Source organism: Xanthomonas sp. JAI131, from assembly GCF_013410075.1.
GTDB lineage: Bacteria > Pseudomonadota > Gammaproteobacteria > Xanthomonadales > Xanthomonadaceae > Xanthomonas_A > Xanthomonas_A bonasiae.
Genome location: NZ_JACCCN010000002.1, coordinates 106743 through 121421 on the forward strand (window position 1 = coordinate 106743; position 14679 = coordinate 121421).

At 70.3% G+C, this 14679-nt stretch carries 14 protein-coding genes; all 14 read left to right on the plus strand.

Annotated features, from left to right (window positions below; all coding sequences use genetic code 11):
- The first annotated feature begins 8 nt into the window (after positions 1-8).
- The 14 genes from HDC36_RS07245 (at position 9) to rseP (ending at position 14665) form a co-directional block, all read left to right on the plus strand.
- Positions 9-746, plus strand: coding sequence for a fimbria/pilus periplasmic chaperone (locus HDC36_RS07245; protein ID WP_179565862.1), 738 nt, complete (start codon positions 9-11; stop codon positions 744-746).
- Complete coding sequence (locus tag HDC36_RS07250; protein WP_179565864.1) at positions 700-3063, plus strand: fimbria/pilus outer membrane usher protein; 2364 nt, start codon at positions 700-702, stop codon at positions 3061-3063. Before HDC36_RS07245 ends, HDC36_RS07250 begins: the two co-directional genes overlap by 47 nt.
- A complete protein-coding gene (locus HDC36_RS07255) occupies positions 3060-4076 on the plus strand; it encodes a spore coat protein U domain-containing protein (RefSeq protein ID WP_179565866.1) in 1017 nt (338 codons plus the stop codon). Before HDC36_RS07250 ends, HDC36_RS07255 begins: the two co-directional genes overlap by 4 nt.
- Before the next feature lie 79 nt (positions 4077-4155).
- A complete protein-coding gene (locus HDC36_RS07260) occupies positions 4156-4479 on the plus strand; it encodes a hypothetical protein (protein WP_179565868.1) in 324 nt (107 codons plus the stop codon).
- Positions 4480-5193 carry a fimbria/pilus periplasmic chaperone gene (locus HDC36_RS07265; protein ID WP_179565870.1) on the plus strand — a complete coding sequence of 238 codons (714 nt, stop codon included), beginning with the start codon at positions 4480-4482 and terminating at the stop codon, positions 5191-5193.
- Positions 5194-5475: 282 nt separating this feature from the next.
- Positions 5476-6273, plus strand: coding sequence for a 30S ribosomal protein S2 (gene rpsB / locus HDC36_RS07270; RefSeq protein WP_179565872.1), 798 nt, complete (start codon positions 5476-5478; stop codon positions 6271-6273).
- Positions 6274-6421: 148 nt separating this feature from the next.
- A complete protein-coding gene (gene tsf, locus HDC36_RS07275; protein ID WP_179565874.1) occupies positions 6422-7300 on the plus strand; it encodes a translation elongation factor Ts in 879 nt (292 codons plus the stop codon).
- A gap of 113 nt (positions 7301-7413) precedes the next feature.
- Positions 7414-8919: a GGDEF domain-containing protein gene (locus HDC36_RS07280; RefSeq protein ID WP_179565876.1), complete on the plus strand. Its 1506-nt coding sequence runs from the start codon at positions 7414-7416 to the stop codon at positions 8917-8919.
- A 93-nt stretch (positions 8920-9012) separates the two neighbouring features.
- Positions 9013-9735, plus strand: coding sequence for a UMP kinase (gene pyrH / locus HDC36_RS07285; protein WP_104558608.1), 723 nt, complete (start codon positions 9013-9015; stop codon positions 9733-9735).
- A 194-nt stretch (positions 9736-9929) separates the two neighbouring features.
- Positions 9930-10487 (plus strand): ribosome recycling factor, encoded by a 558-nt coding sequence (gene frr, locus HDC36_RS07290; RefSeq protein ID WP_179565877.1) that lies wholly within the window; start codon positions 9930-9932, stop codon positions 10485-10487.
- Positions 10488-10525: 38 nt separating this feature from the next.
- Positions 10526-11263 (plus strand): polyprenyl diphosphate synthase, encoded by a 738-nt coding sequence (gene uppS / locus HDC36_RS07295; protein WP_179565878.1) that lies wholly within the window; start codon positions 10526-10528, stop codon positions 11261-11263.
- Positions 11260-12084 (plus strand): phosphatidate cytidylyltransferase, encoded by an 825-nt coding sequence (locus tag HDC36_RS07300; protein WP_179565879.1) that lies wholly within the window; start codon positions 11260-11262, stop codon positions 12082-12084. Before uppS ends, HDC36_RS07300 begins: the two co-directional genes overlap by 4 nt.
- Before the next feature lie 2 nt (positions 12085-12086).
- Positions 12087-13274, plus strand: a complete 1188-nt coding sequence (gene dxr / locus HDC36_RS07305) for a 1-deoxy-D-xylulose-5-phosphate reductoisomerase (RefSeq protein ID WP_179565880.1) — start codon at positions 12087-12089, stop codon at positions 13272-13274.
- 26 nt (positions 13275-13300) lie between these two features.
- The gene (gene rseP, locus HDC36_RS07310; protein WP_179565881.1) at positions 13301-14665 is read left to right on the plus strand and encodes an RIP metalloprotease RseP; all 1365 of its coding nucleotides are present in this window, start codon (positions 13301-13303) and stop codon (positions 14663-14665) included.
- Positions 14666-14679: the final 14 nt, after the last annotated feature.

The window sequence follows — 14679 nt, forward strand, 5'->3', positions numbered from 1 at the left end:
AGCGCTCCATGTCCCTGCACCGAATCCTTTCGTTGCGCCTGCCGATCGCCGCCGCGCTGTGGCTGGCGGCGATCCTGGCGGCCGATGCCGCCAGCCTGCAGGTCGCACCGACCTCGGTGCAGCTGACCGCGGAACAGTCGGCGCAGGGCCTGTGGCTGAGCAACAGCGGCGACACGCCGCTGCAGGCGCAGGTGCGGGTGTTCCGCTGGCGCCAGCAGGACGGCGAGGACCTGCTCGATCCCAGCGACAGGATCGCGATCAGCCCGCCGATGCTGGAACTGGCGCCGCACTCGCGGCAACTGGTGCGCATCATCCGCCTGGACGATGCGCCCAGGACCACCGAGGAGACCTATCGGGTCCTGGTCGACGAACTGCCGTCGGCGGACGCCACGGCCAGCACGTCCGGCCTGCAGTTCGTGCTGCGCTACTCGGTGCCCATCTTCGTCAAGCCCGCGGACGCCGCGGCCCCCGCGCTGCAGGCACGGCTGATCCGCGACGCCGCCGCACCGGCGCTGGAAGTCGTCAACCGGGGCAGCCAGCACGCGCAGCTGGTGGACCTGCATTTCGTCGCCAGCGACGGCACCCGTGCCGCGATCGCCGACGGCCTGGCCGGCTACGTGCTGCCGGGCCAACACAAGCGCTGGCCGCTCCCTCCTGCGCTGGTACGTGCCGACGGCACGTTCAAGGCCACGATCAACGGTGAGCCCATTGCTCAGTCGCTCGCGCTGGACGCACAGGCTCCTTGAGCTGCTGCTGGCGCTGTGGGCAAGCGCCGCGCAGCTCGCCACCGCCCAGCCTGGCGGCCCGCCCCCGGACCGGGAAACGCTGTATCTGGAGGTCACCCTGAACGAAACCCGCAAGCCCGGGCTGTTCCGCTTCCAGCGCGACGGCGCGCGCATGCTCGCCGATGCGGCCACGCTGCGTCAGCTGGGCCTGCGCATCGACGCCGACGCCGACACCGCGGCGATCGCCCTGGAAGACCTGGACGGGGTGCGCTACCGCTACGACGCCGGCCTGCAGCAACTGGCGATCGATGCACCGGTGGCGCTGCTCGACGTGCCGCTGACCCGCATCGACGCGCAGGACAGCGGCCCGGCGCTGCCGGCGACCAGTTCGCCCGGCGCCCTGCTCGACTACGACGTGTATGCCAGCCGCCAGGGCAGCGCCAGCAACCTCACCACCAGCGGCGAATTGCGCGCCTTCGGCCTGGGCGGCGGCCTGTTCGGCCAAGCCATGTTCCGGCAATCCTTCGTCGCCCGCCTCTACCGCGAGCCGCAGCGCGACTGGCGCAGCCAGGCGATCCGCCTGGACACGCAGTGGCAGTGGTCGCTGCCCGATCGCATGACCAGCGTGGTGCTCGGCGACACGCTCAGCAGCAGCACCAGTTGGAGCCGCACGCTGCGCCTGGGCGGCGTGCGCGTGGGCCGCGATTTCGGCCTGCAGCCGTACCGCGTGACCACCCCGCTGCCGGAATTCCTCGGCGAGGTGACCGTGCCCTCGAGCGTGGACCTGTACGTCAACGGCATCCGCCAGTACGGCTCGGAGTTGCCGGCCGGGCCGTTCCAGCTGTCGGCGGCGCCCGGCGTGGACGGCGCCGGCAACGCGCAGTTGGTGATCACCGACGCCTACGGCCGCAGCCGGTCGGTCGAATTCCCGTTCTATGCCACTCAGGACCTGCTGGCCGATGGCCTGGACGACTGGTCGCTGGCGCTGGGCCGGGTCCGCGAAGGCTATGGCAGCGACGCCTTCGCCTATGCCGGCGACACGGTCGGCAGCGCCAGCTGGCGCCGCGGCCTCAGCGCCGGCTTCACCGCCGAGGCCCATGCCGAGGCCGGTGCCGGCATCCGCAACGCCGGCGCCGGCGGCATCTGGCTGCTGCCGCGGGCCGGGGTGGTCGGTGCATCGCTGGCGCACAGCCAGGGCAATGGCCTGAGCGGCCGCCAGTACGCGCTCAGCTACCGCTGGAACAACGGCCGCTTCAACGTCTCGGTGGATACCCAGCGCGCGCAGCGCGGCTATCGCGACGTGGCCTCGCAGTACGGCGCGCCGCCGCCGCGGATCAGCGAACGCGCGCTGGCCGGCGTCAATTGGGAGCAGGTGGGCAACGTGTCGATGAGCTATGTGCGCTTGGCCTACCCGGACAGCGGCGACGTGCGCTATGCCAGCCTGTTCTGGACCCGCACGCTGCCGTGGCAGTCCTCGCTGAACCTGAGCGTCAACCAGAATCTGGACCAGGCCAGCGATCGCAGCGTGTACCTGGGCTGGTCGATCGCGCTCAGCGGCGCGCGCCAGGCCAGCGTCGCGCTGCAGCGGGTCGGCGAGCGCATGAGCGTGGCGGCCGATCTCAGCCGCTCGGCCGCCGCCGACGGCGGCAGCGGCTGGCGGCTGCAGGCGCGCAGCGGCCAGGACAGCGCCGGCGGCCTGGCCGAGGCCACCTGGCGGCGCGACACCGCACGCTATGCCGCGGGCCTGGCCAGCTACGGCGGCCAGGCCTACGGCTATGCCGAAGCCTCCGGCGGCCTGGCCTGGATCGGCGGCGGCTGGTTCCCCAGCCGCGATCTGGACCAGGCCTTCGCCCTGGTCTCCACCGGCGGCATCGCCGACGTGCCGGTGCTGCTGGAAAACCGCCCGATCGGGGTCACCGACGCGCGCGGCTTCCTGCTGATCACGCCGCTGATGGGCTGGCAGCACAACCAGGTGTCGATCGATCCGATGCGACTGCCGCCGCAGATGCGTCCGGAGCGGGTCGACCAGATCGTGGTGCCGCGCGACCGCACCGGCGTGGTGGTGGACTTCCCGATCCGCAACAGCGACGGCGTCCTGGTGCAGTTGCACGATGCGCGCGACGCGCCGCTGCCGGTCGGCAGCCGGGTGCGCGGCCCGGGCATCGCCGCGGTGGTCGGCTACGACGGCGAGGCCTACCTGGAAGGGCTGAAGCCCGGCCGCAACGAACTGGAGGTGGACATGGCCGCGGGCAGCTGCAGGGTCACGATCGAACACACGCCGCAACGGCGCCCGGCCCGCCTGGGACCGCTGCGCTGCGGCGCAGGGCCGGCGCCGTGACCCGCGGCGCATGGCAGTGCGGCGCCTTGCTGGCGCTGGCCGTGGCGCTGGCGCCAGCGCCGGCCACCGCCGCCACCACCTGTACGGCGGTGACCACCGCACTGGATTTCGGCAACGTCTCCGCCAGCGCCGCGACCGACAGCAGCGCGCAGATCACGGTCACCTGCCAGACCGGCGCGCTCAGCATCCTCGGCACGATCTACGTGCGCATGTGCCTGAACATCGGCGAGGGCGCGCAGGGCGGCGGCCTGGGCATCGCCCCGCGGCGCATGCTCAACCCGCTCAACGACAGCCTCGGCTTCCAGCTGTACCGCGACAGCGCCCGCAGCCTGATCTGGGGCAGCGCGCTGAACGCGTCCACGCCGCTGCAGGTGGACCTGACCTATTCGTCGCTGCTGACCGGCGGCAGCGGCAGCGCCAGCTACACCATCTATGGGCGCGTCCCGCTGCAGAGCGGCATCGCCACCGGGCTGTACCAGAACAGCTTCAGCGGGGCGTTCACCAACCTGCAGTACCGCTACGACGAGCCGCTGATCGGCACCCCGGCCAGCATGCCGGCCTCCTGCACCAACGGCGGCACCGGCGGCGCCACCGCGGCGCAGTTCCCGTTCGTGAGTTCGGCCAACGCGGCCCCGCTGTGCACCATCGCCAGCATCGCCGACCTGGACTTCGGCAGCCACTCCGGCCTGGTCGATACCGCGCTGAACTACACCACCGCGCTGAGCATGAACTGCCGCCGGCGCACCGCCTGGCAGGTCAGCCTGGACAACGGCCAGTACGCCAGCGGCAGCATCCGGCGCATGCGCAATGCCGCAGGCCAGTACCTGCGCTACGAGCTGTACCGCGACGCGGCGCGCAGCCAGCGCTGGGGCAGCACCCTGAACAGCGATACCCAGACCGGCACCGGGACCGGCAGCACCCAGTCGCTGACCCTGTACGGCCAGGTGCCGGCCGCGCAGACCCCGCCCCCGGGCAGCTACAGCGACGTGGTCAAGGTAACTGTGACCTACTGAGGGCTAAACGCCGGCGCGGAGGCGGTAAAGTTGCCGCACGGCACGCCGTTATCTGTCGCATCCTCCTGGGAATACCGCCATGACCGCCAACCCGTTCATGCAATCGCTGCTGCTCGCCGGCCTGTGCGCCGTCTGCGCGAGCGTGGCGGCGCAGAACCCAGGCGCGAACGAAAGCACGGCGTTCCGGGTCGGCATCCGCCTGCTGGGCAGTTGCGAGATCGATACCGCCGGCCGCCGCCAGCCGGGCGCGGCCGCCGCGCAGGTGGCCTGCAGCCGCCCGTTGCCCTACCAGGTCAGCATCGACGGCGCCGCCGCCCCCAACGCCGGTGCGCTGGCACTGAGCCTGAGTCTGGCCGACGGCCTGCAGCGCCAGGATGCGCGCTACGCCACGGTCGCGTTCTAAGTGGTCGGCCGCTCCCGCGGTCGGATCGCCGGCCTGCTGCTGGCGCTGCTGCCGGGCCTGGCCGCGGCCGCCGGCGTACGCATCAGCCCGACCATCGTGCAGATCCCGCCCGGCGCCCAGACCGCCGAGATCTGGCTGAGCAATACCCAGGACCGGCCCTGGCTGGCGCAGGCCAGGCTGTACCGTTGGCACCAGACCGAGGGCATGGAGCAATTGCAGGCGACCGACGACGTGCAGGTCAGCCCGCGCCTGATCGACATCCCCGCGCAGGGGCGGCAGCTGCTGCGGGTGGTGCGCACCGGCCCGGCCGCGACCGACGGCGAGATCGCCTACCGCCTGGTACTGGAAGAACGCCCGGACGCGGATGACGCCCCCGCCGACCCACGCCTGCTGCTGCGCTATTCCACCCCGGTGTTCCTGTCCCCGCCCGGTGCCGCGCCGACCGCCGCGCTCAGCGCCAGCCTGGTCGCCGGCGCCTACGGCCACGAACTGCAGGTACGCAACCGCGGCAAGGCGCACGCCCGGCTGAGCGACCTGAGCTTCGTCGGCGCCGACGGGCGCCAGCTGACCCTGTTCCACAACCTGGCCGGCTACGTGCTGGCCGGAGAACAGAAGCGCTGGCCGGTGCCGGCCGAGGTCGGCAGCGCGCGCGGCGGCCATTTCGCCGCCCGGCTCGACAGCCAGGGCGAGCTGCAGCCCCTGCTGGCCGAATGACCCGGCCGGCGCGCATTTGCGCGCAAGGCCGCGGCCCGCTATAGTTCCGCGGCTTCGTTGCGCCCGCCCGGGCCAGCGAACCGTCCACGCCGGACGCACCGGCGAATACACACCTGCCGCCATCGCCCGTGCCGGGGTGCTCCGCGAGGAGTTCGGTCACGGAGGCTGCAGGGAGGCCCAACCCCGGAATCGTCGTGCACGCCGTCGCAGGCCTGCACGTCCATGCGCGGCTTCACCCTATCCTGCCCGCGCACGGCCGGTTCCCCATCAGGAGTCACTGCAATGCCCCAAGTCACCATGCGTCAGATGCTGGAAGCCGGCGTCCACTTCGGCCACCAGACCCGCTACTGGAACCCCAAGATGGCGCCGTACATCTTCGGCGCGCGCGGCAAGATCCACATCATCAACCTCGAGAAGACGGTTCCGCTGTTCAACGACGCGATGAACTTCATCTCCAGCGTCGCGCAGAAGCGCGGCACCATCCTGTTCCTGGGCACCAAGCGCAGCGCCCGCGACTCGGTGAAGGAAGAAGCCGAGCGTTGCGGCCAGCCGTTCATGACCCAGCGCTGGCTGGGCGGCACGCTGACCAACTTCCGCACCGTCAAGCAGTCGGTGGCGCGCCTGAAGGAACTGGAATCGGCCGAAACCGACGGCACCTTCGACAAGCTGGTCAAGCACGAAGTGCTGACCCTGCGCCGCGAGCGCGAGAAGCTGCTGGCCTCGCTGGGCGGCATCAAGGAAATGAACCGCCTGCCCGACGCGCTGTTCGTCATCGACATCGGCCATGAAGACATCGCCATCAAGGAAGCCAAGAAGCTCGGCATCCCGGTGATCGCGGTGGTCGACACCAACTACAACCCGGAACTGGTGGACTACGCCATCCCGGGCAACGACGACGCCATCCGCGCCGTGCAGCTGTACGCCCGCGCCGCCGCCGACGCCGTGCTGGAAGGCAAGGCCGCCGCGCCGAACGCCGCCAGCGTGCGCGAGGAAGAGTTCAGCGAAGCCGGCGACGACAAGGGCCGCGGCCCGCGCAAGAACGGCAAGAAGGCCGAAGAAGCCGCTCCCGCCGCCGAGTAACCGGCGCGCCATGCGATTGCGCGAGCATGCGCAGTCGCCACCCGGCGCGCGCTGCGCGCCCGGGTCCGCGGGCGCCGCAAGCGCCCGTTTCCCAGAATTCCCGGCCGGCCGCAAACCGGCCCTTTCCCACCTTTTGTGAGGTCACCCCGTGGAAATCACCGCTTCCCTGGTCAAGGAACTGCGCGAGCGCACCGGCGCCGGCATGATGGAATGCAAGAAGGCGCTCACCGAGAACGCCGGCCATATCGACAACGCCGCCGAGTGGCTGCGCAAGTCGGGCCTGGCCAAGGCCGACAAGAAGGCCGACCGCGTCGCCGCCGAAGGCCGCATCGCGATGGCCCAGGACGGCGGCAAGGCCGTGCTGGTCGAGATCAACTCCGAGACCGACTTCGTCGCCAAGGACAACAACTTCCTGGCCTTCACCGAAGCCGTGGCCCAGGCCGCGCTGAGCTCCGGCGCCGCCGACGCCGAGGCGCTGAAGAGCGCCAAGCTGCCCGGCGGCGAGACCGTCGAGGAAGCCCGCGCCGCGGTCATCGCCAAGGTCGGCGAGAACGTGCAGGTGCGCCGCCTGGCGCGCATCGACAGCGCCAACAACGTCGCCGCCTACGTGCACGGCGGCCGCATCGGCGTGCTGGTCGAGGTCAAGGGCGGCGACATCGAGCTGGCCCGCGGCATCGCCATGCACATCGCGGCGATGAACCCGCCGCACGTGAAGGCGTCCGACGTCCCGGCCGACTTCGTCGCCAAGGAAAAGGAAATCGAGCTGGCCAAGATGTCGGAAAAGGACAAGGCCAAGCCGGCCGACATCCTGGAGAAGATCATCAGCGGCAAGATCGCCAAGATCGTCAACGAAGTCACCCTGTACGGCCAGCCCTACGTGCTGAACACCGACCAGAGCGTGGAGCAGGCGGTCAAGGCCGCCGGCGCCGACGTGGTCGGTTTCCAGCGCCTGGCCGTGGGCGAAGGCATCGAGAAGGTGGTGGAAGACTACGCCGCCGAAGTGATGAAGCAGGCCGGCCTGGCCTGAGTCCGGCCCGTCCGCAGAAAAAAGCCGCGCTTGTCGCGGCTTTTTTTTTGCCGGTGGTACGCTCTGCGGGCAGGGACACATCGCTGTCCCGATCACACTTCTCGCGGAACCGCATGCGCCCTGAACTCGAAGCCATCCTGGCTCACTCCCGAAACCTGCCCTCGCCGCCCGGGATTGCGCTGCGCATCATCGACCTGGCCCAGGATCCGGACGTCGATCTGGCCACCACCGCCGACACCATCGCGATGGACATGGCGCTGAGCGCGCGCATGCTGCGCATCGCCAATTCGCCGCTGTACGCCAGCCGGCGCCGCATCGACAACCTCGGCCAGGCGCTGACCATGCTCGGGCTCAACGCCGCGCTGAGCCTGGCGCTGGGCTTCTCGATGGTGCAGAGCCTGCGCGACGGCGCCGGGGCCGGCGACCTGCAGGAACGGATCTGGCGGCGCAGCGTGCTGTCGGCGCTGGCCAGCCGCCTGCTCGGCCAGGCCATGGGCCTGCGCAAGCAGGAGGAACTGATGCTGGCCGGCCTGCTGCAGGACATGGGCGCGCTGGCCCTTCTGCATATCTGCCACGACGACTACGCGCCGCTGTTGCGCGAAGCCGGCGGCAGCGGCAGCGAGACGCTGGTCGCCATGGAGCGCGAGCGGCTCGGCTGCGACCACGCCGAGGTCGGCGCCTGGCTGGCGCAGAAGTGGAAGCTGCCCGGCTACCTGCAGCGCAGCATCGGCCACAGCGCCGGGACCGAACTGGCGCCGGACACGTTCGGCAAGTGCGTGCTGCTGTCCGGCAGCGTCGCCGACATCTGGCTGAGCAGCGACGTCGACACCGCGCGCGGCCTGGCGATGGAGCGCGCCTATCGCGAACTGCAGCTGGACAGCCGCCGCTTCGACGAAGTGATCGCCGGCATGGCCGAATCCCTGCCGGTCATCGGCCCGATCTTCGACGTGCGCATCGCGCAGCCGGAGCGGATCGACGCGATCATCAGCCATGCCCGCGAACTGATGGTGCTGCGCAACCTGCGCCAGATCCAGGAAGCCACCCTGGCCCGGCACCAGGCCGACGAATCGGAGCACCGCGCGCGGCGCCTGGCCGAGCAGGCCAGCCGCGACGCGCTGACCGGCGTGTACAACCGGCACCAGCTGGACGTCCTGCTCAACCAGCAGTTCGACCTGGCCAGCCGCCACGACTGGCCGCTGTCGGTCGCCTTCATCGACCTGGACGACTTCAAGAAGATCAACGACGCCCATGGCCACCTGATCGGCGACCAGGTGCTGCGCGCGTTCGCGCAGGCGCTGCAGCCGCTGTTGCGCAGCAGCGACACCGTGGCGCGCTTCGGCGGCGAGGAGTTCCTGGTGCTGCTGCCCAACACTACCGAGGAGGCCGCGCTGAGCGTGATCCAGCGCATCCTCCTCGACATCGCGCAGCGGCCGATGGTCGAATTGCAGAGCGGGCCGCTGCACATCAGCTTCTCCGCCGGCGTCGCCACCCAGGGCGGGCGCGAGCGCTTCGGCACCGCGCAGGAGCTGCTGCAGGCCGCCGACGACATGCTCTACAGCTCCAAGCACGGCGGCCGCAACCGCGTCACCGCGCGCTCGTTCCGCGACACCCTGGCCTGAACCGGGCCACTGCATGCACGCGTGCGCGCGGCAGATTCCGCGCCGCGCTTCGGCTAGAATCGCGTGGTTTGCCCGTCCCCCCACGAGGTCACCATGTCCCAGCTCGCCTATCGCCGTATCCTGTTGAAACTTTCCGGCGAAGCGCTGATGGGGGATGGGGATTACGGCATCGACCCCAAGGTCATCAACCGCCTCGCCCATGAAGTGATCGAGGCGCAGCAGGCCGGCGCGGAAGTGGCGCTGGTGATCGGCGGCGGCAACATCTTCCGCGGCGCCGGCCTGGCCGCCGGCGGCATGGACCGGGTCACCGGCGACCACATGGGCATGCTGGCCACCGTCATCAACGCGCTGGCGATGCAGGACGCGCTGGAGAAGCTCGGCGCCAAGGTGCGGGTGATGAGCGCGATCAAGATCAACGACGTGTGCGAGGACTTCATCCGCCGCCGCGCGATCCGCCACCTGGAGAAGGGGCGCATCGCGATCTTCGCCGCCGGTACCGGCAACCCGTTCTTCACCACCGACTCCGGCGCGGCGCTGCGCGCGATCGAGATCGGCGCCGACCTGCTGCTGAAGGCGACCAAGGTCGATGGCGTGTACGACAAGGACCCGAAGAAGCACGCCGACGCGGTGCGCTTCGACAGCCTGACCTACGACGAAGTGATCGCGCGCAACCTGGAAGTGATGGACACCGCCGCCTTCGCGCTGGCCCGCGACAGCGACCTGCCGCTGCGCATCTTCAACATGGGCCAGCCCGGCGAGCTGCTGAAGATCCTGCACGGCGCGGAGATCGGCACGCTGGTCAAAGGCCGTAGCTGAGAAGCCGGGATCGGGGATTGGGGATTGGGGAATCGCAAGCGCGTTGCGCGCTGCAACATCGACGCGAGGCCACCTCCCCGCGGCGCGCCGTTGCGTCAATCGTGCCGGGATCTGCCTTTGCCATTCCCCATTCCCGATTCCCCATTCCCAGCAGGCTATAATCGTCCGATTCAGATTCAGCACGGACACCGGCGATGCTCAACGAAATCAAACAAGACGCACAGACCCGCATGGCCAAGAGCATCGATGCGCTGCGCCATACGCTCATCAAGGTGCGTACCGGCCGCGCCTCGACCGCCCTGGTCGAACACCTGAAAGTCAATTACTACGGCTCGGAAATGCCGCTGAGCCAGGTCGCCAGCGTGGCCGTGGCCGATGCCCGCTCGCTGACCATCAGCCCGTGGGAAAAGCAGATGGTCAGCGCGGTCGAGAAGGCGATCCTGGCCTCGGACCTGGGCCTGACCCCGAACACCTCCGGCACCACCATCCGCCTCAACCTGCCGGCGCTGACCGAAGAGCGCCGCCGCGAGCTGTCCAAGGTCGTGCATAGCGAAGGCGAGGACAGCAAGGTCGCGATCCGCAACATCCGCCGCGACGCCAACCAGCAGATCAAGGATCTGCTGAAGGACAAGCAGGTCACCGAGGACGAGGCCCGCGCCGCCGAGGACGACATCCAGAAGCTGACCGACAAGGCGATCAAGGACGTCGACGACGTGGTCAAGGGCAAGGAACAGGAACTGATGGCGGTCTGAGCCTGCGCCTCGCGGCCATGCCTTCCGACCCCCGCCCCATGTCCCTGCCCCGCCACATCGCCATCATCATGGATGGCAACGGCCGCTGGGCGCAGCGCCGCCGCCGGCCGCGCGTGATCGGCCACCGCGCCGGCGCGCGCGCGGTCAACCGCACCATCGACTTCTGCCTGGAACGCGGCATCCCCGCGCTGACTCTGTTCGCCTTCTCCAGCGAGAACTGGGGCCGGCCGCAGGAAGAAGTGGACGCGCTGATGAAGCTGTTCCTGCATGCGCTGGACCGCGAGGTCGAGGAACTGCAGCGGCGCGGCGTGCGCGTGCGCTTCATCGGCGACCGCTCGCGCTTCGCGCCGTCGCTGCGCGAGCGCATGGCCCAGGCCGAAGCCGGCACCCAGCACAACCAGGCCCTGCACCTGTCAATCGCGGCCAGCTACGGCGGCCGCCAGGACATCGCCCAGGCCGCGCGGGCGCTGGCCGAAGAGGTCGCGGCCGGACGCCTGCGCCCCGAGCAGATCGACGAGACCCTGCTGTCGGCGCACATGGCCCTGGCCGACCTGCCGCCGCCGGACCTGTTCATCCGCACCGGCGGCGACGTGCGCATCAGCAATTTCCTGCTGTGGCAGCTGGCCTACACCGAACTGTGGTTCACCGAGACCCTGTGGCCCGAGTTCGGCCCCGAGGTGCTGCAACAAGCCTTGGACGATTACGCCAGCCGCGAGCGGCGTTTCGGCCTGACCAGCGCGCAAGTCGCCCCGGCGACGGAGAACACACCCGCATGACCCGTACCCGTGTCATCGCCGCGCTGATCATGGCCCCACTGGCCATTTGCGCCATCCTGCTGCTGCCGACGCAATGGCTGGCGGCCCTGGCCGCGCTGATCTTCCTGATCGGCCTGTGGGAATGGCTGAAGCTGGCGGAGGTCGACGACACCTTGCCGCGCACCATCCTGCTGGTGCTGAACCTGCTGCTGATGGTGCTGCTGGTGTGGGCCTCGGCCGGCTCGCTGGTGCTGTTCCAGCTGACCACCCTGGTCGGCGTCGGCTGGTGGTGCGTGGCGCTGCTGTGGCTGCGCTTCTTCCAGTTCGGCTCCGACCACGCCACCTACGCGCGGGTGTTCAAGCTCGCCGCCGGCACCCTGGCGATCGTTCCGGCCTGGGCCGCGCTGGGCCTGATCCATGCCAGCGAGCCGAACGGGCACCGCTGGCTGCTGACCGCGCTGGTCACGGTGTGGGCCGCCGATTCCGGCGCCTATTTCGCCGGGCGCCAGTTCGGCAAGCACAAGCTGGCGCCGCGGATCAGCCCCAACAAGACCGTCGAAGGCCTGCTCGGCGGGCTGCTGGCCGGCCTGATCTGCGCCGCCGGCTTCGGCTGGCTGGCCGGGGTCACCCTGCCGCAGTTGCCCGGCCTGCTGATCGTGGCCGCGGTCAGCGTGCTGGCCTCGGTGGTCGGCGACCTGTTCGAGAGCCTGCTCAAGCGCCACGTCGGCGCCAAGGACTCGGGCAACGTGATCCCCGGCCATGGCGGCGTGCTGGACCGCGTCGACGGCGTGCTGGCGGCGCTGCCGATCTTCGCGCTGGGCAAAGAGATCTTCGGATTCTGAACATGGCCGATGCCGTCCGCTCCATCGCCGTGCTCGGCGCCACCGGCTCGATCGGCGCCTCCGCGCTGGACGTGATCGCGCGTCACCCGCAGCGGCTGCGCGCCAGCGTGCTGGCCGCCGGCGGCAACGTCGCCGGGCTGCTGGCGCTGTGCGCCGTGCACCGGCCGGCGCACGCGGTGATCGCCGACCCGGCCCTGTACCCGGCGCTGCGCGACGGGCTGCGCGATGCCGGACTGCGCACCCAGGCGCATGCCGGCGCCGCCGCGCTGGAGCAGCTGGTGGCCAGCGACGCCTGCGACAGCGTGGTCGCCGCGATCGTCGGCGCCGCCGGCCTGGCCTCGACCCTGGCCGCGGCCCGCGCCGGCAAGCGCCTGCTGCTGGCCAACAAGGAATCGCTGGTGCTGGCTGGCGAGCTGGTCACCGCCACGGCCGCCGCGGCGGGCGCCGAGATCATCCCGATCGACAGCGAACACAGCGCGATCTTCCAGTGCCTGCGCTCGCGCCAGACCGGCGCCGAGGTGCGGCGGGTGCTGCTGACCGCGTCCGGCGGCCCGTTTCGCGGCTGGGACCGCAGCCGGCTGCAGGGCGTGACCCCGGCGCAGGCGGTGGCGCATCCGAAGTGGTCGATGGGCCCGAAGATCTCGGTCGACTCGGCCACCCTGATGAACAAGGGCCTGGAAGTGATCGAGGCGCACCACCTGTTCGCGCTGCCGCCGTCGCGCATCGAGGTGCTGGTGCACCCGCAGAGCCTGGTGCACTCGCTGGTGGAGTTCATCGACGGTTCCACCTTGGCGCAGATGGGTTTGCCGGACATGCGCACCACCCTGGCGGTGGGTCTGGGCTGGCCGGAGCGGATCGAATCCGGAGTCGCCGGACTGGACCTGCTGGCCCATGGCCGCCTGGACTTCGAACCCGCGGACCTGGACGCCTTCCCCTGCCTGGGCCTGGCCTGGCGCGCGATGCAGGTCGGCGGCAGCGCGCCGGCGATCCTGAACGCGGCCAACGAAGTGGCTGTTTCAGCTTTTCTTCAGGGCCGTATCGGTTTCCTATCGATTCCTGCGCTGGTCGAGAACGCCCTGACCGTGCTGCCCGCGGGCGCGGCCGACTCCCTGGACGCGCTGCTGGCGGCGGACGCGCAATCGCGCAAGATCACCGAACTCGCCATTGCCCGCCAGCCTGCCCATGTCTGACACGCACGCCCCTATGAGCCACGCGCATGGGTGACTTCATCGGGTCCGTCTGGTGGATGATCGTCAGCCTGGGCGTGCTGGTGACCTTCCACGAGTTCGGCCACTTCTGGGTGGCCCGCCGCTGCGGGGTCAAGGTGCTGCGCTTCTCGGTGGGCTTCGGCAAGCCGCTGTGGTCGTACTACGACCGCCACGGCACGGAGTTCGCGATCGCCGCGATTCCGCTGGGCGGTTACGTGAAGATGCTCGACGAACGCGAGGGCGAGGTCGCCCCGGCCGAGCGCGACCAGGCCTTCAACACCAAGAGCGTGTGGCAGCGCATCGCCATCGTCGCCGCCGGCCCGATCGCCAACCTGGTGCTGTGCGTGGCGTTGCTGTGGGCGATGTTCGTGATCGGCAAGCAGGATTACGCGGCGGTGGTCGGCCGCGCCGAGGGCCTGGCGCTGCAGGCCGGGCTGCAGCCGGGCGAGCGCATCGTGCGCATCGGCGAGCGCGAGGTCTCCAGCTGGAGCGATGCCAGCATGCAGCTGACCGTGGCGGCGATGGATGCCGCGGACGTGCGCATCCAGACCGAGGACACGCGCGACGGCGCCAGCCGCGTGCATACGCTGCGCCTGTCGCAGCTGCCTGCCGGCTTCGACGAACAGCAGGTGCCGCGTTTGGCTGGCCTCACCTGGCGCTTCAGCCTGCAGCCGGCGATCGTCTCCAAGGTCACTCCGGGTTCGGCCGCCGACGGCGTGCTGCGCCCCGGCGACCTGATCCTGGCGGTGGATGGCGCCTCGGTCGCCGGCGCCGACCAGGTCGCGCCGCAGGTCCAGGCCCTGGCCAGGAACGGCGGCAGCGGCCTGGTCGAGGTCGAGCGCAACGGCGAACGGCTGGCGCTGGAAGTGCGTCTCACCCCCAGCAAGGACCCGCGCCTGAAGGGCCTGTCGCTGGGCGTGGGCCTCGGCCAGGAAGACCGCCCGCCGCCGGCGTTCGACGCCAAGCTGCAGTACGGCCCGCTGGCGGCGATCCCGGTCGCGTTCCGCGAAACCGGCAAGCTGGCCGGGGATACCCTGGGGCTGATCCGGCGCATGCTGACCGGCCAGGCCTCGATCAAGAACGTGTCCGGGCCGATCACCATCGCCAAGGTGGCCAACGTCTCGGCCCAGCAGGGGCCGGACTGGTTCCTGTATTTCCTGGCGCTGCTGTCGCTGAGCCTGGCGATCATGAACCTGCTGCCGATTCCAATCTTGGACGGCGGGCACTTGCTGTATTACCTTATTGAGTTGGTCAAGGGCAGCCCGCTGAGCGAGCGTGCCATGGCTGCGGGGCAGTTCGTCGGTCTGACGATGCTGGCCGGGCTGATGGGGTTGGCGTTCTACAACGACATCTTCGGCCAGGTCCTGCGATGAACCCGATGCTGATC

Coding starts and splice junctions, on each gene's coding strand:
- HDC36_RS07300 (WP_179565879.1), top strand. CDS start 11,260: ATGACCCGTACCCGTGTCATCGCCGCGCTGATCATGGCCCCACTGGCC.
- rpsB (WP_179565872.1), top strand. CDS start 5,476: ATGCCCCAAGTCACCATGCGTCAGATGCTGGAAGCCGGCGTCCACTTC.
- pyrH (WP_104558608.1), top strand. CDS start 9,013: ATGTCCCAGCTCGCCTATCGCCGTATCCTGTTGAAACTTTCCGGCGAA.
- rseP (WP_179565881.1), top strand. CDS start 13,301: ATGGGTGACTTCATCGGGTCCGTCTGGTGGATGATCGTCAGCCTGGGC.
- HDC36_RS07280 (WP_179565876.1), top strand. CDS start 7,414: ATGCGCCCTGAACTCGAAGCCATCCTGGCTCACTCCCGAAACCTGCCC.
- HDC36_RS07245 (WP_179565862.1), top strand. CDS start 9: ATGTCCCTGCACCGAATCCTTTCGTTGCGCCTGCCGATCGCCGCCGCG.
- HDC36_RS07260 (WP_179565868.1), top strand. CDS start 4,156: ATGACCGCCAACCCGTTCATGCAATCGCTGCTGCTCGCCGGCCTGTGC.
- frr (WP_179565877.1), top strand. CDS start 9,930: ATGCTCAACGAAATCAAACAAGACGCACAGACCCGCATGGCCAAGAGC.
- uppS (WP_179565878.1), top strand. CDS start 10,526: ATGTCCCTGCCCCGCCACATCGCCATCATCATGGATGGCAACGGCCGC.
- dxr (WP_179565880.1), top strand. CDS start 12,087: ATGGCCGATGCCGTCCGCTCCATCGCCGTGCTCGGCGCCACCGGCTCG.